This is a genomic window from Frondihabitans australicus, assembly GCF_003634555.1.
Taxonomy (GTDB): domain Bacteria; phylum Actinomycetota; class Actinomycetes; order Actinomycetales; family Microbacteriaceae; genus Frondihabitans; species Frondihabitans australicus.
In genome coordinates, this window is sequence record NZ_RBKS01000001.1 from 189,341 (window position 1) to 210,159 (window position 20,819).

Annotated in this window: 17 protein-coding genes; 12 read left to right on the top strand and 5 right to left on the bottom strand. The window is 68.8% G+C overall.

Translation table 11 applies throughout. The features are described from left to right. Positions 1-243 precede the first annotated feature (243 nt). From C8E83_RS00935 to C8E83_RS00965, 7 genes are all read left to right on the top strand, one after another. Positions 244-1,560 carry an ABC transporter substrate-binding protein gene (locus C8E83_RS00935; RefSeq protein ID WP_121368008.1) on the top strand — a complete coding sequence of 439 codons (1,317 nt, stop codon included), beginning with the start codon at positions 244-246 and terminating at the stop codon, positions 1,558-1,560. Positions 1,561-1,629: 69 nt separating this feature from the next. Next, the gene (locus tag C8E83_RS00940; protein WP_121368009.1) at positions 1,630-2,598 is read left to right on the top strand and encodes a carbohydrate ABC transporter permease; all 969 of its coding nucleotides are present in this window, start codon (positions 1,630-1,632) and stop codon (positions 2,596-2,598) included. Then, positions 2,595-3,488 (top strand): carbohydrate ABC transporter permease, encoded by an 894-nt coding sequence (locus tag C8E83_RS00945; protein WP_121368010.1) that lies wholly within the window; start codon positions 2,595-2,597, stop codon positions 3,486-3,488. Before C8E83_RS00940 ends, C8E83_RS00945 begins: the two co-directional genes overlap by 4 nt. A gap of 105 nt (positions 3,489-3,593) precedes the next feature. Further along, entirely contained in the window at positions 3,594-4,307 is a 714-nt protein-coding gene (locus C8E83_RS00950) for a ThuA domain-containing protein (RefSeq protein WP_121368011.1), read from the top strand. Continuing rightward, positions 4,292-5,389, top strand: coding sequence for a Gfo/Idh/MocA family protein (locus tag C8E83_RS00955; protein WP_121368012.1), 1,098 nt, complete (start codon positions 4,292-4,294; stop codon positions 5,387-5,389). The genes C8E83_RS00950 and C8E83_RS00955 overlap by 16 nt, the downstream gene beginning before the upstream one ends. Positions 5,390-5,445: 56 nt before the next feature. Next, on the top strand, positions 5,446-6,531 hold the full coding sequence (locus C8E83_RS00960) for a LacI family DNA-binding transcriptional regulator (protein WP_245981318.1): 1,086 nt from the start codon (positions 5,446-5,448) through the stop codon (positions 6,529-6,531). A gap of 2 nt (positions 6,532-6,533) precedes the next feature. Further along, a complete protein-coding gene (locus tag C8E83_RS00965; protein ID WP_121368014.1) occupies positions 6,534-7,445 on the top strand; it encodes a TolB family protein in 912 nt (303 codons plus the stop codon). Positions 7,446-7,461: 16 nt separating this feature from the next. On the opposite strand, the gene C8E83_RS00970 is transcribed toward C8E83_RS00965, so the two are convergent. Further along, positions 7,462-8,130, bottom strand: a complete 669-nt coding sequence (locus C8E83_RS00970; protein ID WP_121368015.1) for an ABC transporter ATP-binding protein — start codon at positions 8,128-8,130, stop codon at positions 7,462-7,464. Between the two features lie 29 nt (positions 8,131-8,159). Beyond that, positions 8,160-9,728, bottom strand: a complete 1,569-nt coding sequence (locus C8E83_RS00975; RefSeq protein ID WP_121368016.1) for an ABC transporter permease — start codon at positions 9,726-9,728, stop codon at positions 8,160-8,162. A 200-nt stretch (positions 9,729-9,928) separates the two neighbouring features. Here C8E83_RS00975 and C8E83_RS00980 point away from each other — a divergent pair, with 200 nt between their 5' ends. Together C8E83_RS00980 and C8E83_RS00985 are read left to right on the top strand one after the other, a co-directional pair. Further along, on the top strand, positions 9,929-10,690 hold the full coding sequence (locus C8E83_RS00980) for a response regulator transcription factor (protein ID WP_281270833.1): 762 nt from the start codon (positions 9,929-9,931) through the stop codon (positions 10,688-10,690). Further along, on the top strand, positions 10,687-12,273 hold the full coding sequence (locus tag C8E83_RS00985; protein ID WP_245981320.1) for a sensor histidine kinase: 1,587 nt from the start codon (positions 10,687-10,689) through the stop codon (positions 12,271-12,273). Before C8E83_RS00980 ends, C8E83_RS00985 begins: the two co-directional genes overlap by 4 nt. A 62-nt stretch (positions 12,274-12,335) precedes the next feature. Here the strand turns inward: C8E83_RS00985 and C8E83_RS00990 are convergent, their stop codons facing one another. Next, positions 12,336-13,253 carry a hypothetical protein gene (locus C8E83_RS00990; protein WP_147430039.1) on the bottom strand — a complete coding sequence of 306 codons (918 nt, stop codon included), beginning with the start codon at positions 13,251-13,253 and terminating at the stop codon, positions 12,336-12,338. Between the two features lie 375 nt (positions 13,254-13,628). On the opposite strand from C8E83_RS00990, the gene rplJ reads away from it, so the two are divergent. After that, positions 13,629-14,144, top strand: coding sequence for a 50S ribosomal protein L10 (gene rplJ, locus C8E83_RS01000; RefSeq protein WP_121368021.1), 516 nt, complete (start codon positions 13,629-13,631; stop codon positions 14,142-14,144). Positions 14,145-14,203: 59 nt separating this feature from the next. After that, positions 14,204-14,593: a 50S ribosomal protein L7/L12 gene (rplL, locus tag C8E83_RS01005; RefSeq protein WP_121368022.1), complete on the top strand. Its 390-nt coding sequence runs from the start codon at positions 14,204-14,206 to the stop codon at positions 14,591-14,593. Positions 14,594-14,698: 105 nt separating this feature from the next. Here rplL and C8E83_RS01010 read toward each other — a convergent pair whose 3' ends face one another. Further along, positions 14,699-17,068, bottom strand: a complete 2,370-nt coding sequence (locus C8E83_RS01010) for an ATP-binding cassette domain-containing protein (protein WP_121368023.1) — start codon at positions 17,066-17,068, stop codon at positions 14,699-14,701. Positions 17,069-17,119: 51 nt separating this feature from the next. Further along, positions 17,120-18,715, bottom strand: a complete 1,596-nt coding sequence (locus C8E83_RS19785) for a helix-turn-helix transcriptional regulator (RefSeq protein WP_245981322.1) — start codon at positions 18,713-18,715, stop codon at positions 17,120-17,122. 239 nt (positions 18,716-18,954) lie between these two features. On the opposite strand from C8E83_RS19785, the gene C8E83_RS01020 reads away from it, so the two are divergent. Further along, positions 18,955-20,814, top strand: coding sequence for an ABC transporter ATP-binding protein (locus tag C8E83_RS01020; protein ID WP_121368024.1), 1,860 nt, complete (start codon positions 18,955-18,957; stop codon positions 20,812-20,814). Positions 20,815-20,819 lie beyond the last annotated feature (5 nt).

Below are 20,819 nucleotides of genomic sequence, written 5' to 3' on the forward strand. Positions count from 1 at the left end.
AGAGAAAGTTTCTATGAACTGAGAGAGAAGTTTCTGGCTTCCTTGAGTTCGTCACACAGCGATAACAATGCGAAAACTCAACGAAAATGACGTTGACACGGATCGCAAGGTCGGTGAAGATGAAGCCAGAAAGCAGTGTTTCGACCGAAAAGTCCCACAGCATCACGACATTCGGTTCGAAAGTTTCTATTCAATGACGAATACAGCGTCGGGCGAAGTGGCCCGCGCGAAAGGACACTGACAATGGCTAACGAAAACACGGGTTCGGCTTTCAGCCGTCGCGCCTTCCTCGGCGGGGCTGTCGGAGCCGGCGCCGTCGCGTTCCTCGCGGCCTGCTCGTCGAGCGGCGGATCGGGCAGCGGCTCGAAGACGATGAAGTTCTGGAACATGCCCTGGGGCAACACCGACTTCAACACCCTCGACAAGAAGATCACCCTCGCCTACAAGCCCAAGAGCGGCCTGCCGGCGGCGACCTACCAGGTCATCCAGTGGGCGAACTTCACCCAGACCTTCTCCTCGGCCGTCGCGTCGAACACCGGCCCCGCCGTCTCCTCCGGCGGTGGCACGCAGGCGTTCCAGTACGCCGCTCAGGGCAAGATCGCCTACGCCGACGACCTCATCTCGTCGTGGGGTAGCAACGGCCTCAAGGCCGACTTCCTCCCGGGCCTCCTCGACACGATGAAGACCGACAAGGGCTACGCGGCCGTCCCCTACAACCTCGACATGCGTGTCGCGTGGTACTCGAAGTCGCTCCTCGCCAAGGCCGGCACCACGGTGCCCACCGACTGGCAGAGCTACCTCGACACCTGCGCCGCGCTCAAGAAGATCGGCGTCTACGGCTGGGGCCAGGGTTCCGGCTCGGGCAACTTCACCGGCTCGCACATCATGGTCAGCTTCATGATCAACAACGGCGGCGGTCTCTTCGACGAGAACCAGAAGGCCAACTGCGTCACGAACGAGAACATCGAGGCCATGAACTTCATGCTCGAGCTCGTCTCGAAGGGCTACACCGACCCCGCGTGCGCCACGTACACCTCGGCGAACGTGCAGGCTCAGTGGAAGGCGAACAAGTTCGGCTTCGGCTGGGACGGCGCGGCGCTCGACCAGAACGTCGGCGGCACCAAGGCGGCCGACCTCTTCGTCGCCGACCCGCTGACCGGCCCCTCGGGCAAGAAGGGCGCGCTCTTCTTCCCGAACAACATCATGATGTACAAGAACACCCCCTCCCAGAAGGGCTCGGAGGCGTTCCTCACGTACTACTACAAGAACATGCACACGCTGTGGACGTCCAACACCGGCGTCGGCCTGCCCGTGCTCTCCTCGATCGCCGACCTCGCCGGCTTCAAGAAGAACGCCAACGCGGTCAAGGTCATCAACGAGTGGCAGCCCATCTCGAAGACGTGGGCCGCCCCCGGCGGCAGCGCGCTCTTCTCGGGCGTCTCGGCTGTGGACGGCACGCCGGCCATGACCACCTTCACCCAGTCGATCCTGGGCGGCAAGGTCACGGCCAAGGCCGCCCTCACCACCCTGCAGAACGCGATCCTTTCGTCCGCGTCCTGACCCATCGATGCGACGTGGCGGGCCTGACTGCCTCCCCACGGATCCAAGCCATCACGAAGGAGTGAAGTCATGACGGCCAATAGCGTCGCAGACAATCTGAAGCGCGCCCGGCGCGGAGTCGGTATGTCCGGCTCCGGGTCGGGCGCGCCCCGCCCGGTCCGTAAGTCGAAGCGGTTCGGGCCCCGCACGTGGACGCTGCTCGCGTTCGCGTTGCCGTCGCTGGTGCTTCTGCTGCTGATCAACCTGTACCCGGTGATCTACGCGTTCATCCAGTCGCTGCACAACGGCACCCTGCTCGACGCCGGCCCGTTCGTGGGCCTGCACAACTACCTGAACATCCTGACGGAGCCGGCGTTCTGGAAGGCGGCGGAGTTCACGCTGATCTTCACGATCGTGGGTGTGTTCGGGTCGTGGATCGTGGGCCTGCTGCTCTCGCTGCTGCTGCGCACCTACATTCCGGCGAACAACCTGTTCAAGGTGCTGCTGCTGCTGCCCTGGATCGTGCCGGTCGTGGTGTCGGCGACGAGCTGGAACTGGCTGGTAGCGACCCCGCAGTCGCCGCTGCCGATCCTGTTCGCGCACCTCGGCTTCGGCAACGTGCTCTTCCTCGCCGACCCGTTCCTCGCGCAGGTCGTGGTCTGCGTGTTCAAGGTGTGGATCTCGTTCCCGTTCATGATGATGATGATGTCGTCGGCGCTGGCCGCGGTCGACACCAACGTGTACGAGGCCGCGAAGGTCGACGGCTCCTCCGGGTTCAAGACGTTCCGGTACATCACGATGCCGATGATCGCCCGCACCACGTTCGTGTCGTGGATCCTCATGACGATCTTCTGCGTGAACGACTTCCCGACCATCTTCCTGCTGACCGGCGGCGGCCCGGTCAACGCCACCCAGTCGCTGGTGGTCCTGGCGTACCTGACGGTGTTCCAGAACTTCCAGACCGGCCCCGGCATCGCGATCGCGTTCCTGATGACCCTGGTCCTCGTCATCATCTCGGTCGCCCTGTACCGCCAGATCCGAAAGGTGAACATCGAATGAGCACCCTCAGCGTCCGCCGCGCCCGCGTCGGAGACACCGCGAAAGGCAGCGTCACCGCGCGTCGCCGCCGCACCCAGACCGAGCAGCGCAAGCGTGGCGGCTGGTGGAGGTTCACCCTCATCCTCATCGTCACCGCGGTCGTCCTCGTCCCGATCGTCGCGGTCGTGGGCCTGTCGTTCCAGCCCGGTCTCGGGTCGACGGCGAACGGGTTCACGTTCGAGAACTACTCGCTGATCTTCTCCCAGACGGCGGTGCTGACCTGGTTGCAGAACAGCCTCACGGTCACCGTCGTCACGGTCGTGATCGCGGTCGCCGTCGCGGCTCCCGCCGGGTACGTCCTCAGCCGAGCGCGGAACAAGCTCGTGTCGGGGTACTCGCTGGTGCTGTTCGTGGTGCAGTCCCTGCCGGTGGTGTCGGCGGTGATCCCGCTGTTCATCCTGTTCTCGAAGCTGGGCCTGGTCGACAACCTCGTCGGTGTCACGATCATCTACGTCGGATCGACGATGTCGGTCGCGATCTGGATGATGGCGGCGTACTACGACTCGATCCCGATCGCGCTCGAAGAGGCCGCGTGGATGGACGGCGCGTCCCTGTTCGGCTCCTTCACCCGCATCGTGCTCCGGAACTCGCTCCCGGGGATCCTGTCGACCGCGATCTTCTCGTTCCTGCTCGCCTGGAACGACTACCTGATCGCTCTCGTGTTCCTCCGCTCCGACCCGAACTACACCCTCCCCGTGGGTCTCGAGACGTTCTTCCAGCAGAACGCGACGAACTGGGGTCTCGTCATGGCGGTCGCCGTCGTGATGATGCTGCCCCCGATCATCCTGTTCGCGTTCCTGAACAAGTACTTCTCCGTCGGCGGCATCGGAGGCTCCCTCGCCGGCCGGTAGGCCAGGCCCGCGCAACAACCTCGGCCGCCGACCGGACGCTCGGTCGGCGGCCGATGCACGCCCCCCGCGACGCAGTCGCCCTCACAGAAATCGGTTCCCTCTCGCATGTCTGACACCCAGCCACCGCTCCGCCGGAAAGCCCTCGTGGTGCGAGGGGGGTGGGACGGCCACCAGCCGGTCGAGGCGACCGACCTGTTCGTCCCGTTCCTGGAGGCGAACTTCGGCGAGGTCCGCGTCGAGGACTCCACGGCGGTGTACGCCGACACCGACTATCTCCAGGGCGTCGACCTCATCGTGCAGACGGTGACGATGTCGACGATCGAGAAGGAGGAGTTCGAGGGCCTCCAGCAGGCGGTCATCTCAGGCACGGGCTTCGGCGGCTGGCACGGCGGCATCGCGGACTCGTTCCGCAACACCTCGGACTACCTGCACATGGTCGGCGGCCAGTTCGCCACCCACCCGGGCAACGACCCGAAGGATCGTCTCGGCGAGCAGTCCGACAACTACGTGCCGTACACGGTGAACATGACCGCAGCTGCGGCGACGCACCCGATCACCGAGGGCCTGACCGACTTCGACCTCACGACCGAGCAGTACTGGGTGCTGCACGACGACTACAACGATGTGCTCGCCACGACGACGCAGAAGGTGCGCCCGTGGGATCCCTTCCACCGCGAGGTGACGAGCCCCGCGATCTGGACCCGCCTCTGGGGCGAGGGCCGCATCTTCGTGACGACGCTGGGTCACCACGTCGACATCCTCGAGATCCCGACCGTCCGCACCATCATCGAAAGGGGACTGCTGTGGGCAGCCCGCTGAGAGTCGGCGTCATCGGCGTCGGAAAGATCTCCGAGCAGTACTTCGCCAGCCTCCCGAGCCTGCCGAACCTGACCCTCGTCGCGGTCGCGGACATCGACGCGGCACGCACGAAGCAGGTCGCCGACGAGCAGGGCGTGCGCGCCCTCACCGTCGACGAGCTCCTCGCCGACGAGTCGATCGACGCCGTGATCAACCTCACCATCCCGGCCGCGCACGTCGAGGTCGGCATGAAGGCGCTCTCGGCCGGCAAGCACGTCTTCGCCGAGAAGCCCCTGGGGCTCAACCCCGCCGAGGCGCAGCCGATGCTCGACCTCGCAGCCGAGAAGGGCCTCCGGGTCGGCAGCGCGCCCGACACCGTCCTCGGCACGGGCGTGCAGACCGCTCGCCAGGTGCTCGACTCGGGGCTCATCGGCGACGCGGTGGGCGCGCAGGTGCACTGGTCCGCTCCCGGCCACGAGCGCTGGCACCCGTCGCCGCTGTTCTACTACCAGCCCGGCGGCGGCCCACTGCTCGACATGGCGCCGTACTACCTCACGACGCTCATCACCCTGTTCGGCCCGATCGTGCGCGTCACCGGTCTCGCGACGCGTTCCAACCGGGAGCGCCACGTGTGGACGGGTCCGCTCGAGGGCACCCCGATCCCCGTCGACATCGACACGCACGTCACGGCTCTGATCGAGCACGCGAACGGCGTCACCACGACTCTCACCGTGAGCTTCGAGGTGTGGGCCACGAGGTCGCCGCTGTTCGAGGTCTACGGCACGAAGGGCACCCTGGCCGTCCCCGACCCGAACCGGTTCTCCGACCCCGTCGAGGTCGCCACCCAAGACGAGCCCGAGTGGCACGAGGTGCCGGTGTCCGCAGGATACGAGAACGCCGGCCGCGGCTACGGCCTGGCCGACATGGCCCGTGCGATCGAGACCGACCGGCCCCACCGCGCCTCCGGCCAGCTCGCGTTCCACGTCCTCGAGGCGATGGACGCCATCCTCCGCTCGAGCGCCGAGAAGCGCGAGATCGCCCTCACCTCGACCGTCGACCGACCCGAGCCCGTCCCGCACGGGGCCGCGCCCGAGACCTGGTAGCCGCGACCGAGGCCCGGTTGCACGACACCTGACGGGAGCCCAGTACGATGACGACTGTGCCGCACACCCGCGACGAGGCCGAGCGCGAGGCACGCGCCACGCTCTCGGAGGTGGCCGAGCGCGCCGGGGTCTCCATCTCGACCGTCTCCAAGGTGCTCAACGGGCGCAGCGGGGTCTCCCTCGACACGCGCAACCGGGTGACCTCGATCCTGCAGGACCGCCAGTACAACCGGCGAAACACCGCCTCGCCCATCGCGCCGCTGCTCGAGCTGGTGTGCACGGCGCTCGACTCGGCGTGGATGGTCGAGATCCTCGTCGGCGTCGAGCGCATTGCGCGTGAGAGCGGCCTCAGCCTCGTCGTCACCGGCATGAAAGACCGCGGGAAGCCCTCGGGCTCGTGGATCGAGGGCGTCCTGCAGCGGAAGCCGGCAGGCGTGATCCTTGTGATCTCCGATATCTCCGAGGGCAATCAGCACCAGCTCCGCAGCCACGGCATTCCGTTCGTCATGGTCGACCCGGAAGGCGATCCTGCGCCCGACGTCCCCTCGATCGGCTCGGCGAACTGGATGGGCGGGTTCATGGCGACCCGGCATCTCATCGAGCTGGGGCACCGCGACATCGCCTTCCTGGCGGGCCCGCAGTTCTTCCTGGCCGCGACGGCGCGCATGTCGGGGTACCGGGCGGCACTCGCCGGAGCGGGGATCCCTGAGCGGCCCGAGCTCGTCGGGCCATTCGGCGAGTTCAGCGAGCCGGCGGGCCGCCAGGTGGCGCTCCGGATGCTCGAACGCGACGACCGGCCGACGGCGATCTTCGCTGCGAGCGACATGCAGGCCCTCGGCGCGTACGCCGCGGCGCGCGACCTCGGCATCTCGATCCCGGACGAGCTCTCCGTCGTGGGCTACGACGACCTCCAGGTGACGCGCTTCGCCGGTCCGCCCTTGACGACCGTGCACCAGCCGATGACGGAGATGGCGGAGGAGGCCACGCGCCTCGTCCTCCGCCTCCGCGAGGAGCCCGCGCTCAAGTCGACGCGCCTCGAGCTCGCGACCAGCCTCGTGGTGCGGGGGAGCACCGCGGCGCCGGCCCCCGCGGCGGACTCCGCCCCGGGCCCGCAGCGGGCCTCCGTCTCGGTGCACGACTAGCGATGGCGCGCGGGCTCCTGCCGGGGCAGAGGTGCCGGCTCCTGCTCGTCGACGTCGGTTCGGGTGAGACGGCGATCGTCTTCGCGAGCGATCGGATTCTGCTCGAGGCGCCCAACTGGAGCCCCGACGGCCGCTGGCTCGTCGTGAACGGCGACGGACTGCTCTGGCGGCTGCCGGTGGCGGGCGGCGCGCTCGAGCCGATCGCGATGGGCGGCGTGCCCGAGATCAATAACGACCACGTGATCGCCCCCGACGGGCGCAGCGTGCTCGTGAGCGCGCGCGACGGCCATCTGTACGACGTGCCGTTCGAGGGCGGCGAGGGGCGCAGGATCACACGATCGCACCCTGAAGGTCGCGGCTACAAGAACTACCTGCACGGCGTCTCGCCCGACGGCGAGACGCTCTCGGTGATCGTCGGATCCCGGCCCACCGCCACGTCGACGCCCGACGAGTGGCGCACGAACGTCGCGCTCGTGTCGCGCTCGACCGGCGAGACCGCGCTCCTCACCGACGACGACCACCCGGACGACGGCGCCGAGTTCTCGCCCGACGGCGACTGGGTCTGGTTCTCGACCGAGCGCTTCACGACGGCACCCGGGCACGCGCAGCTGGCCCGCATCCGCCCCGACGGAACGGACCTCGTGCGCGAGTCGCACACCGACACCGTCGACTGGTTCCCGCACCCGTCGCCCGACGGCGCCCGCCTGCTCTCGCTGTCGTATCCGGCCGGGACCCTCGGCCACCCGGAGAACCGTGAGGTGGTGCTCAGGATCCGCGAGCTCACCCCGGGTTCCGACGACACGTCGACGACGCGCGACCTCCTCGCGCTCTTCGGCGGCCAGGGAACCAGCAATGTGCCCGGCTGGTCGCCCGACTCCCGTCGTGTCGCGATCGCGGACTACCCGCTCGCCTGACCACTGCCCGGGTCGGCTACGCCTCGGTGACCTTTCCGCCCTTGAGGCGCAGGCGTCGCTCGGCGCGGCGGGCGACGGCCGAGTCGTGCGTCACGAGCACGAAGGTCAGGCCGCGGTCGCGCCACTGCCCCTCGAGGAGGTCCATGATCTCGTCGCGGGTGTTCTCGTCCAGCGCGCCCGTGGGCTCGTCGGCCAGCAGGACCTGGGGCTCCTTCACGAGGGCGCGTGCGATCGCCACGCGCTGCTGCTGGCCGCCCGAGAGCTCCGCCGGGAGGTGATCGCCGCGGTCGCCGAGCCCGACGGACTCGAGTGCGGCGAACGCCTTCTTCTTCTGCTCGTCGCGCGGCAGCGTCCCGTGCGCGAACGCGGTCTCGACGTTCTCGGCGGCGGTGAGGGTCGGGATCAGGTTGAAGCTCTGGAAGACGAAGCCGATCTCGGTGGCCCGGATGTCGGCTAGCTTCGAGTCGGGGAGCTTCGAGACCTGCTTGTCGCCGAGCACGACATCGCCCGAGGTGGGCTTGTCGAGGGCGCCGAGCATCTGCAGGAGCGTCGACTTGCCGCCTCCTGTCGGCCCCTGGATCGCGACCATCTGGCCCGTGGGGATCTCGAGCGAGACCTTGCTGAGCGCGGTGACGGTGCGCTTCTTCTGGACGTACGTCTTGGTGACGTCGGTGAGCGTGTACATGGTGTCCTTGTCTTTCGTCGTGGAGTCGGTCAGGCGACGCTGCGGAGCGCCTCTGCGGGGCGGAGGCGGGAGGCGCGCCAGCCGCCGATGGCGCCGGCGAGGAGGCCGCCGACGATGGCCAGCACGACCGCGATGACGATGATCTCGACCGCGACGGGGGCGTGGAGGGTGACGGAGGTGGTGGCCTTGGCCGCTGCCTGGCCGAAGCGTGCCGCGGCTCCTGCAGCGCCCTCCGTGCCGGTACCCGTTCCGGTGCCGGTCCCGCCCGCTGCGCCGCCCGGCGCGCCGCCTCCGAAGCCGCCGCCACCGAAGGCCGTGGTCGTCGTCGCCCCGCCGGAGAGCGTCGGGCCGATGATGTTGATGACGAGCACGCCGATCAGGCCGACGGCCACGCCGACGACGCCGCCGATGAGGCCCTGGACGAACGACTCGCCCGCCACCTGCCGCACGATGCGGCCGTTCGACCAGCCGATCGCCTTCAGGGTGCCGAACTCACGGGTGCGGCGGGTGACGCCCGACACGGTGAACAGGATCGCGATGAGGAACGCCGCCGCGAGGACGAGCACCGAGAGCCAGGTGCCGAGGGTGGAGACGAGGCTCGACGCCGTCGAGAGCGAGCCGGAGACGCTGGAGGCGAGGTCCGCTTCATCCGAAACGGTCGCCTTGGGCAGCGCCTTCTCGAGGGCCGACTTGAGTGAGGAGACGTTGCCGGCCGAGTCGGCCGTGACGTAGATGTTCGTCACCTTCCCGGTCTCGCTCGAGATCTTCTGGGCGGTGTCGAGCGGGATGTACATGTTCGACGCCGTCGTGGACGACGACGAGGTCGAGGCGACGAGGCCGATCACGGTGAACTTCGTCGAGCCGATGGTGACGGTGTCGCCGACCTTCTTGCTGTTGGTCTTGGCGTACGACTTGTCGAGGATCACGACGTCCTTGCCGGTGTCGGCGGCCTTGAACGTCCGGCCGCTCGACAGCGAGACGCTGGAGATGGGGCCGACCGCGTCGGCGGTGACGTCGACGCCCTCGATGGTCGTCGAGTCGAACGAGAAGTTGCCGCCGCCGAAGCCGCCGCCGGTGACGCCGCCGCCCTCGGTGCCCGTGCCGGTTCCGCGCTGGAACCCGCCGGTCGTGCCGGAGCCGCTGCCGGTGCTGGTCGACGGCTTCTGCGTCACGGTGCCCGAGAAGTCCGTCATCTGCAGAGAGAGCGTCGCCGCTGCGGACTTCACCCCGGCGGTCTTCTTCACCGTGGCCAGCTGCGTGGAGGCGAACGCGGCGGTTCCGCGGGCGACGGTGACGCGGCTCTGGCTCAGGTTGGTCGAGCTGCCGGATCCTGCGTTCCCGGTGGACGAGCCGCCGCCCGAGCCGAAGCTGAACGTGGGGCGGCCGCCGGTCGACGACGGGGTCTCGGCCTGGCTGATGGTGATGTCGGTGCCGACGCCGTAGACGGACTGCAGGACCGTCGCCTGGGCGGCCTTCACACCGCCCGAGAACGAGTTGACGATGATGACGAGCGCGATGGCCAGGGCGAGGCCCGAGGCGATGATGGCCGTCTGCTTGCGTCGATTGCTGAGCTCTCTGAACAGGTAGGTCCAGAACATGGGTCTCCTCGTGAGGTGGGCGTGCGTGTCGCAGGGGATGGAAGGGGAACGGCCACGCGCAGAGGGCGCAGATGTCGGCCGGTGCCAGAAAAATAGGCGGGGGCGCTATGGCGGGACTATCGCCGACTTCGCAATTACCTATGAAGGAAGTCCTGGGCAGGCTCATCAGGGCGTCACAGTGGGCTCATAGGAATCAGCAGATACTTGGAAAGGTGACCACTTCAGCCCCCATCACCTCACCCGCCGCGCCGCGACTGACTCGCGCTGACGGCTCGCCCCTCCGCGTTCTCGTGGTCGACGACGAGAACTCCCTCACCGACCTGCTCTCCATGGCCCTCCGCTACGAGGGCTGGGAGGTCAAGGCGGCGCCGGACGGCCAGACCGCCCTCACGCTCGCCCGCGAGTTCAAGCCCGACGCCATCGTGCTCGACGTCATGCTCCCCGACATCGACGGCCTGCAGGTGCTCGGACGCCTCCGCACCGGGGGCGACGACACCCCGATCCTGTTCCTCACCGCGAAGGACGCCGTGGAGGACCGCGTGACCGGCCTCACCGCCGGCGGCGACGACTACGTCACCAAGCCGTTCAGCCTCGAAGAGGTGGTCGCCCGACTGCGCGGCCTGATCCGCCGCTCGGCCGCGATGGTGTCGGAGGGCGGCGACTCGCGCATCACCGTGGGCGACCTCGTGCTCGACGAGGAGAGCTACGAGGTGTCGCGTGCCGGTCGCGAGATCGAGCTCACCGCGACCGAGTTCGAGCTCCTGCGCTTCCTCATGCGCAACCCCCGCCGCGTGCTGTCGAAGGCGCAGATCCTCGACCGGGTCTGGAGCTACGACTTCGGCGGCAAGTCGAGCGTCGTCGAGATCTACATCTCGTACCTCCGCAAGAAGATCGACGCCGGCGAAGAGCCGATGATCCACACGGTCCGTGGCGTCGGGTACGTCATCAAGCCCGTCTCGTGACCACTGTTCCGACCGCCTCGTCGCCGTCGCGGGCGTCCGTCGTCTCACGTTGGGCTTCGGCCTTCCGCGGGCCGATGACCCTGCGCCGACGCCTCGTGCTGTCGATCGTGGCGCTCGCCGCGGGGCTCGCGATCGTCATCGGCCTGCTGAGCGTGATCGTGCTGCAGGCCGTGCTCGAGAAGCAGCTCGACACGCAGGTGCAGGGCGCGCTCAACCGCGCGACCGAGCAGATCAGCGGCATGCCGTCACCGGGATCTGACTCGTCGACGATCCAGGACGGTCGAGGTCAGTCTCCTGGCACCCTCACGGCCATTGCTCTCGGCAAAGAGAATTACTACTCCAGCCGGGTCACGGAACAGGGCGAGCGTGTCTCCATCGACTCCGCCGTCGCCAAGAAGCTCGAGGCCGTCACGCCTGGCCAAGACCCGAAAACCGTCGACCTCGGCGGCACGGTCGGGCGCCAGCGGGTCGCCGCCGTAGCGCTCAACGGCACGACGCGCTCAGGAGCAGCGATCACGGTCACCGTGGCCGTCGCTCTTCCGCTCGACAGTGTCACCGGCCCCGTGTCCAAGCTGATCGTCGGCATCGCCATCATCGCCGCCGTCGGCATCGCGGTCTCGATCTTCGTCGCCATGTTCACCGTCAAGTACGCCCTCGGCCCGCTGCAGCGCATGGCCGAGACCGCGTCTCGCGTCGCCGAGATGCCGCTCGACCGCGGCGAGGTCGCCCTCGACGCCCGCGTCGACGAGGAGGACACCGACCCGCGCACCGAGGTCGGCCGAGTCGGCGCCGCCATGAACCGCATGCTCGGTCACGTCTCGCATGCGCTCACGGCCCGGCAGGAGTCCGAGAACAAGGTGCGACAGTTCGTCGCCGACGCCTCGCACGAACTGCGCACGCCGCTCGCCAGCGTCCGCGGCTACGCCGAGCTCACCCGCCGCATGGGCAAGGACCTCCCGGAGGACGTGGTCTACGCGATGGGGCGCATCGAGTCCGAGTCCGTGCGCATGACCAGCCTGGTGGAGGAGCTCCTGCTGCTCGCGCGGCTCGACGAGGGAACCGACCTCGTCCTGAAAGACGTCGACCTCACCCGCATCGTGCTCGACGCCGTCCACGACACGCACGTCTCCGACACCGATCACCGTTACGAGGTGACGGTGCCCGAGGAGCCGATCCAGCTGCTCGGCGACCCGATGCGCCTGCACCAGGTCGTGGCGAACCTGCTCGGCAACGCCCGCACCCACACCCCCGAGGGCACCGAGGTCTGGGTGACGCTGGAGCGCTACGAAGGCACGCACGAGGCGGTCGTGACCATCGCCGACAACGGCCCCGGCATCGATCCTGCGGTCATGCCCGTGCTCTTCGAACGGTTCGCCCGCGCGGACTCGTCGCGAAGCCGGAAGGCAGGATCGACGGGACTCGGCCTCGCGATCGTCCAGGCCGTCGTGCACAGCCATGGCGGAACGGTCACCGCCGCTAACGGCACCCCCGGCGCCGTCTTCACCGTGCGGCTGCCCCTCGTGCGCTCGCTTCCCCAGGGCGCCCCCGTCGATCTGCCTGCCCCCGAGCCCGCCCGCTCGTAAGCACGGGTGAGGTGCCACGATCTGCTGATGCACGGAGCCGTTCATCAGCAGATCGTGGCACCTCACGATGCGCGCGCGAGCGGGAGGTGGCGACGAAAGCGTGCCGCCAGGGCAGCCGGGCGCTGCAGGTCGAGTTCGGTGACGTGGAGGGTCCTCCACCCGGCGTCGGCGAAACGTTCGCGTCGCGCGATGTCGCGCCGGAAGGTCGACGTCGAGGTGCGATGATGGTCGCCCTCATACTCCACCCCGATGCCCAAGCTCTCGTAGGCGAGGTCCGGGCGCCCGAGGTAGCCTCCGTCGTCGGCGTACATGCGCCGGTTGAGCTCCGGCGGCTCGACGCACCCGGCCCTCACGATGGCCAGCCGGAGCGCAGTCTCCTTCGGCGACCAGGATCGGGGACGCACCATCGAGAGCGCCTCGGCCAGTTTCGCGGCACCCCGGCGCCCGGCCCACCGCGTCACGAGCTCGTCGAGCTGGCGCATCGAGCGGTAGCGCGCGGGCCCGTGGGGCGACCACTTCGACAGGAGTGCGTCGCCCATCACCACGAGGTCGTCGAGCGAGAAGCGCTCGGCGCACTGCGCCCACGCCCGCAGCGGGGCGACGATCGGCAGACCGCGATGGTCCAGGATCAGCACGTCGCGGCTGCGATGGCCGATGACTCCCGGCCGTCGCGGTGCGCGGCCGTCGCCGGTCGCCATGACGTGGAGAGTCTCGTCGTGCAGCACGTCGAGGGGCACCGGGAGACCCCAGAGCACCGCCGCCGTCGTGTGGCTGAAGCACTGGTCGCCGGCGAGGAGGGGCGCGTATTGGCGACACCGGTCGAGTGCGGTGACCGGTTCCTCGTCGGTGCACCGCAGACCCCAGTGTGGAGCGCGGAGATCGAGGGCCCGGAGCCGATGCGGGCGCACGCCGCGCTCGAGGGCATCGGCGACGCGGAAGCGTTCGCGCGGCAGGTCTTGGGGGAGCGGTTCGCGGAGCATCCGGCATGATCCCCTGGTCGCCCTCCCTCTCGCTGGCGCTGTCCACACGTCCCTGGAGGTTGTCCACAGCACGTGAGGTGCCGCGTTCTGCTGATCGGACGGCGCCGGTATCAGCAGAACGTGGAATCTCACCTGCCGACGGCGGAGTTGCGGAGGAGAAAGGGCTCGCCTATAGTGAACGAAGCCCAAGACCGCTGGATGCAGTCGCGCGCGCAAGTGCGAGACGGCCGAAGGTTCTCTCACGAGAAGTCCCGCGCAGGTGTGTACGGCAAGACCGGTGTCATCGACATCAGTGTCAAGGCTCTGCGCTCCTGCGCAGAGCCTTTTTTCGTGTGAGCGCCCGGGGGCTGCCAGCATTCACACGTTAGGAGCGACATGGCGAACAAGGAAGCTTCGGTCGCCGAGCTCACGGAGTCCTTCCGTAGCTCGACCGCCGTCCTGCTCACCGAGTACCGCGGCCTCTCCGTGGCGCAGCTGAAGAGCCTGCGCAACGGAATCCGTCAGGATGCCACCTACGCCGTCGTGAAGAACACGCTCACCAAGATCGCCGCGAACAACGCGGGCATCAGCGCCTTCGACGCTGAGCTCGTGGGACCCTCGGCGATCGCCTTCGTGCACGGAGACCCGGTCACCGTCGCGAAGAGCCTGCGTGACTTCGCCAAGGCGAACCCCGAGCTGATCGTGAAGGGCGGTTACTTCGACGGTAACCCCCTGACCGCAGCCGAGGTCAACAAGCTCGCCGACCTCGAGTCGCGGGAGGTGCTGCTCGGCAAGCTGGCCGGCGCCTTCAAGGCCTCGCTGTTCGGTGCGGCCTACCTGTTCAACGCACCGCTGTCGCAGGCCGTTCGCACGGTCGACGCGCTGCGCGCGAAGCAGGACACCGCGGCCTGATCCGGCCCGCAGCAGTACTCACACCACCACACTTCAGCACTACCAACTAGGAGAAAATCATGGCAAAGCTCAGCCAGTACGAACTGATCGACGCTTTCAAGGAGCTCACGCTCATCGAGCTCTCGGAGTTCGTCAAGAAGTTCGAAGAGGTCTTCGAGGTCACCGCGGCCGCTCCGGTCGCCGTTGCCGGCCCCGCCGCTGCCGGCGGTGGCGCTGCCGCCGAAGAGGTCGAGGAGAAGGACTCGTTCGACGTCGTCCTCGAGTCGGCCGGCGACAAGAAGATCCAGGTCATCAAGGAGGTGCGCGGCCTCACGAGCCTCGGCCTCGGCGAGGCGAAGGCCGTCGTCGACGGTGCCCCCTCGACCGTTCTCGAGGGTGCCAACAAGGAGACCGCCGAGAAGGCCAAGGCTGCCCTCGAGGCTGCCGGCGCCACCGTCACCCTCAAGTAGTCGCGACGCAGGAGCGACTACAAGACAAGCACAGGGCGACCCCCGTGCAGGTCTAGCTTCAGGCCAACCCCGGTTCGAGAGAGCCGGGGTTGGCCTTTTTCTGCGCTAGACCCCGATATAACTCGCCAGCGCCTGCCCCGTCAGCGTCGACCGGTCCGCCACGAGCGCGGCCGGCGTCCCCTCGAACACCACGCGCCCGCCGTCGTGCCCGGCGCCCGGGCCGAGGTCGATGATCCAGTCCGCGTGGGCCATGACCGCCTGATGGTGCTCGATCACGATCACCGACTTGCCGGCGTCGACGAGGCGGTCGAGCAGGCCGAGCAGCTGTGAGACGTCGGCCAGGTGCAGCCCGGTCGTCGGCTCGTCGAGCACGTACACGCCGCCCTTCTCCGACATGTGCGTCGCGAGCTTGAGCCTCTGCCGCTCGCCGCCGGAGAGCGTCGTGAGCGGCTGGCCGATCGCGAGGTAGCCCAGCCCGACGTCGTCGAGATGGCGCAGGATCGCGGCCGCCGCCGGCGTCTTCGCGTCAGGCCCCGAGAAGAACTCGAGCGCCCGAGACACCGGCAGGGCCAGCACCTCCGAGATGTCGAGCCCGCCCAGCGTGTACTCCAGCACCGACTGGTCGAAGCGCTTGCCCTCGCACTCCTCGCAGGTCGACGAGACGCCGGCCATCAGGCCGAGGTCGGTGTAGATGACACCGGCGCCGTTGCAGTTCGGGCAGGCGCCCTCGGAGTTCGACGAGAAGAGCGCGGGCTTCACGCCGTTCGCCTTGGCGAACGCCTTGCGGATCGGGTCGAGGAGCCCGGTGTACGTCGCCGGGTTGCTGCGCCTCGAGCCCTTGATCGCGGACTGGTCGACCGTGACGATGGCCGACCCGTCGGCTCCTGCGCCCTTCTTCAGCGAGCCGTGGATCAGCGACGACTTGCCGGAGCCCGCCACTCCCGTGACGACCGTGAGCACTCCGAGCGGGACGTCGACGTCGACGTCCTGCAGGTTGTGCGACGTCGCCCCGCGGATCGGGATCGCCGACGTGGACGCCCGCACGGACACTTTGAGCGACGCGCGGTCGTCGAGGTGACGGCCGGTGACCGTGCCCGACGAGCGCAGCCCCGCGAGGTCGCCCTCGTAGCAGACCTCGCCGCCCGCCGGGCCGGCGCCGGGGCCGAGGTCGACGACGTGGTCGGCGATCGCGATCGTCTCGGGCTTGTGCTCGACGACGAGCACGGTGTTGCCCTTGTCGCGGAGGCGCAGCAGCAGCTCGTTCATCCGCTGGATGTCGTGCGGGTGGAGGCCCGTCGTGGGCTCGTCGAAGACGTAGGTGATGTCGGTGAGGGCCGAGCCCAGGTGGCGGATCATCTTGATGCGCTGGGCCTCGCCGCCGGAGAGCGTGCCGGTGGCGCGGTCGAGCGAGAGGTAGCCGAGGCCGATCTCGACGAACGAGTCGACGACGCGCTGGAGGGCGTCGACCAGCGGCGCCACGCCCGGGAGGTCGACCGACCGCAGCCACTCGGCGAGGTCGGTGATCTGCAGCGAGCAGACGTCCGCGATGCTCTTCCCGTCGATCTTCGACGACAGCGCCGCCTGGCTGAGCCGCGTCCCGCCGCACTCGGGGCAGTCGGTGAAGGTGACGGCGCGGTCGACGAACGCGCGCACGTGGGGCTGCAGGGCGTCGCGGTCCTTCGACAGGATCGACTTGGTCACCTTGCCGACGAGGCCCTCGTAGGTCATGTTGATGCCCGCGATCTTCATGCGGGTCGGCTCTTTGTAGAGGAAGTCCTGCAGCTGGGCCTCGGTGAACTCGCCGATCGGGGTGTCGCCGTCGTAGAAGCCCGACTCGGCGTACAGGCGGGTCATCCAGCCGTCGCCGGTGTAGCCCGGCACGCGGATCGCACCCTCGCGGAGGCTCTTCGAGGCGTCGTACAGCTCGTCGAGGTCGATGTCGCTCACGCGCCCCCGGCCCTCGCAGCGCGGGCACATGCCGCCCAGGCGGCTGAACCCGCGCGTCTCGGTCTTGCCGTTGACCGTGATCGAGCCGCCGCCCGAGGCGGAAGCCGTATTGAACGAGAAGGCCTGGGGCGATCCCAGGTGCGGTTCGCCCAGGCGGGAGAACAGGATCCGGAGCATCGCGTTGGCATCGGTGGCCGTGCCGACCGTCGAGCGCGGGTCGGCGCCCATCCGCTGCTGATCGACGATGATGACCGTCGTGAGCCCCTCGAGGACGTCGACGTCGGGGCGGGCGAGCGAGGGCATGAAGCCCTGCACGAACGCCGAGTAGGTCTCGTTGATGAGGCGCTGGGACTCGGCGGCGACCGTCGAGAAGACGAGCGACGACTTGCCGGATCCCGAGACGCCGGTGAACACCGTGAGGCGCCGCTTCGGGATCCGGACGCTGATGTCCTTGAGGTTGTTCTCGCGTGCCCCGCCGACGCGGATCCACTCGTGGGCGTCGCCGGCGCCCGGCCTGGGGTCTGTCATGGTTCCTCCTTCGGTCGGGTCAGGAGAAACCTACCAGCGGGGCCGCCGCCGTCAGTGCGAGTCGGTGAGCCCCAGGGCGATGGCGCGCGCGATGGCCTCGCGCCGGTTCGTCGCGCTCAGCTTGCGGTAGATGCTCCGCACGTGGCTCTTCACGGTGTTGACCGAGATGAACAGCTCGACGCCGATCTGGCTCAGGGTCGCGCCGGTGGCGAGGTGCCGCACGATCACCAGCTCGCGCTCGCTGAGCGGGTCCGCGAGGGCTGCGGTCTCGTCGGTCGCCCCGCCCGAGAGCCGATCGATGAGGGCCGCGGTCGCGGGGGACTGCGGCCGCTCCGTGGCCAGGGCGAGAAGGTGCTCGAGGACTTCGCCGGGCAGCGTGTCGAAGGGCCACGAGATGTCGTGAGTCGCGCCCGCGAGAAGGGCCCGGTCGAACGCGATGCCCGAGGCGATCGTCCGCCCGAGGTCGTAGTGCGCGGCGGCCGACAGCGCGTAGACCTGCGCCATCGCCCGGGTCGAGTGGAGGTCGCCGAGCCTCAGGCAGTCCTCGAGCGTGTCGAGCGCGGCCTGCGGGTCGCCGACGGTGAACTGGCTCAGAGCGATCAGGCGTGCGGGGCAGGTCACGTGGTGCTGCGACGGCTCGAGACCCGCCAGGGTGCTCCTGGCGGCGTCGGTCTCGCCGAGGCTGCGGAGGATCTCCGCTCGCAGGATCCGAGAGCCCGCCTCGAGCACGAGTTCTCCCGTGTACGACGCCGAGAGGCGGGCCACGCGGCCGAGCAGGTCGAGCGCCTCGATCGCCGCTCCGACGGCGTACCGGGAGAGCGCCTCGGCGAAGAGGGCGTCGGGCTCCCAGTCGCTGTTGCGGCTCGCGATGCGGAGGTCGCGCAGGAGCGAGTCGTGGTCGGCGGTCGACGAGTCCTGCTCGACGAGCAGCAGGAACCGGGTCAGCTGGGCGAGCGCTCCGAAGGCGCTGCGGCCGAGCTCGGTGCCCTCGGCGTGCTGGAGGGCGAGGTCGGAGTGCTTCTCGGCCTCGGCGAAGTCGCCGAGCTGGTAGGCGACGTAGGCGAGTCCGGAGTGCACCTCGACGGTCTCGGCGGGGGAGAGGTGCTCGTCGGCGAGACCCTCGGCCAGCGCCAGGGCGAACTGGCTCTCGTCGAAGGCGCCCAGGTGGATCCTGGTGAGGCCGAGCTGGAGCGAGAACGAGGCGCTGAGGTCGATCCGCCGGCTGATCTCCAGCGAGTCGTCCTGCTCGATGAGGGTGCGAGCGCGCTCGAGGTGGGCCAGGGCCGACACGAAGTCGCCCATCGACCGCTCGGTCGTCGCGAGCTGGATCAGATAGCCGGCGCGGACGTCCAGAGGGCTGGCCGGGTCGGCCGTGATGGCCTTGTCGACGGCGCGGAGCCAGGGCAGCGCGGCGCTGCGGCTCGTCGAGCCGATCGACCGGTGGCTCGCCGCCAGGGCCAGCAGGATGCGCGGACGGCCGCTCCACTCGCCCTCGGGCACGCTGCGGACGGCGTCGCGCAACCTCGAGCCCTGGATCGGAGCGATCTGCGGCCACATCGCCTCGATCGTCTCGAGCAGCGTTCGGTGGTCGAGCTGAAGGGCCGACGACGTTCTGGGGTCGACGGTCGTGTCGTTTCGGGAGTTCACGGGATACCTCTGCCACATCGGGTAGCTCCCCGGTCGGGACGGGGAATGCGGCGCGCGCCCGGCATCGGGGTGGTGATCGAACTGTGGGCGGATGCCCTGGCCGATCACTTCGGGTGGATGATCGGCCTGCCTCGATGCCTGACTCGGTTCACATCATAAACTGAGAGTTCGTCCCTCTACAGGCTTTTCGCTCATCTGCCCCAACTGGGGTCAGGCCGGTCTACGCTCAGGTCGTGAGCATGCGCGGCGGTGGCGGCGGTGGCCGCGGTGGCGGAGGCGGTCGGGTCTCGGCGGCCGACGCCCGTGCGCAGAAGGCTCTGAACGCCGAGGCGCCGAAGATCCCCGACCTCGTCAAGCGGATCCGCTCGCTCTTCTCCCCGCACGGCCGGGCGCTCGTCATCACGGTGATCCTGGTGCTCATCGGCGCGGCGATCAGCGTCCTCCCGCCGCTCCTGACGCAGCAGGCGTTCGACCGCGGGCTGTTCCCGAAGGGCGGCCCGAACCTGCCCGAGCTGTTCCGGCTGGTCGGCGAGATGGTGGCGCTCTGGATCCTGTCCGCCGCCATCGGCGTCTGGCAGACGTACCTCACCGCCACGGTGGGCAACAAGGTGATGGGAGCCCTGCGGATCCGGCTGTTCGGCCACCTGCAGCACATGGAGCTCGCTTTCTTCACCCGCACCAAGACCGGCATCATCCAGTCGCGCCTGCAGAACGACGTCGGCGGTGTGGCGAACGTGCTGAGCAACACGATCTCGAGCGTGCTCGGCAACACGGTCACCGTGATCGCGGCGTTCGTGGCGATGCTGCTGCTGTCGTGGCAGATGACGATCGTCGCGGTGGTCCTCCTGCCGGTCCTCGTCATCGCGCAGCGGCGCGTCGGGCAGGTGCGTGCCCGGATCGCGACGGCGACGCAGGAGTCGCTGTCGGACATGACGGCCATCACGCAGGAGACGCTGAGCGTGTCCGGGATCCTGCTGGCCAAGAGCTTCAACCAGCAGCGCACCGAGATCGAGCGGTACTCGGCCGAGAACCGCAATCAGATCCGTCTGCAGGTGAAGCAGCAGATGAGCGGCCAGTGGTTCTTCGCCACGGTGCAGATCTTCCTGTCGATCATCCCCGCCGTGATCTACGTCGTGGCGGCGTACCTGATCCAGGGCGGCGTCGATGTCACGGCGGGGACGATCGTCGCGTTCACGACCGTGCAGGCCCGTCTCACGTTCCCGCTCATGGCCCTCCTGCGCGTCGCCCTCGACATCCAGACGTCGGGCGCCCTGTTCGCCCGCATCTTCGAGTACCTCGACCTCCACCCGGCGATCCGCGACCCGAAGACGCCCAAGCACGTCCACCGCGAGGCCCTCGGCCGGGTCGAGTTCGACGACGTCTCGTTCTCGTACCCCGACGCGGAGCCGGGGGCGAAGACGCTCGACGGCCTCTCGTTCGACATCGAACCGGGGCAGTTCGCCGCCTTCGTCGGCCCCTCGGGTGCCGGCAAGACGACGGTGTCGTACCTGATCCCGCGCTTCTACGAGGTCTCGGGCGGCGGAGTCCGCTTCGCCGGCGTCGACGTGCGCGACCTCGAGCAGGAGGAGCTCGTGTCGCACATCGGCATCGTGAGCCAGGAGACCTACCTGTTCCACGCCACCATCGCCGACAACCTCCGCTACTCGCGGCCCGATGCGACGCAGGAGCAGCTGGAGCAGGCCGCCAGGCAGGCCAACATCCACGAGACGATCGCGTCGTTCCCCGACGGCTACGACACCGTCGTCGGCGAGCGGGGCTACCGGCTGTCGGGCGGCGAGAAGCAGCGGATCGCCATCGCCCGCGTGCTGCTGAAGGACCCAGCGGTCCTGGTGCTCGACGAGGCCACGAGCGCACTCGACTCGGTCTCCGAGCGGGTGGTGCAGGCCGCCCTCGACACCGCCGCCCGGGGCCGGACCACGATCGCCATCGCGCACCGGCTCTCGACCGTGCGGAGCGCCGACGTCATCTTCGTCGTGCAGGCCGGCCGCATCGTTGAGCGGGGCTCGCACGACGAGCTGCTCGAGCTCGGCGGGCTCTACGCGCAGCTCTACGACCAGCAGGTGTCGACCCCGGTCTGACCCTC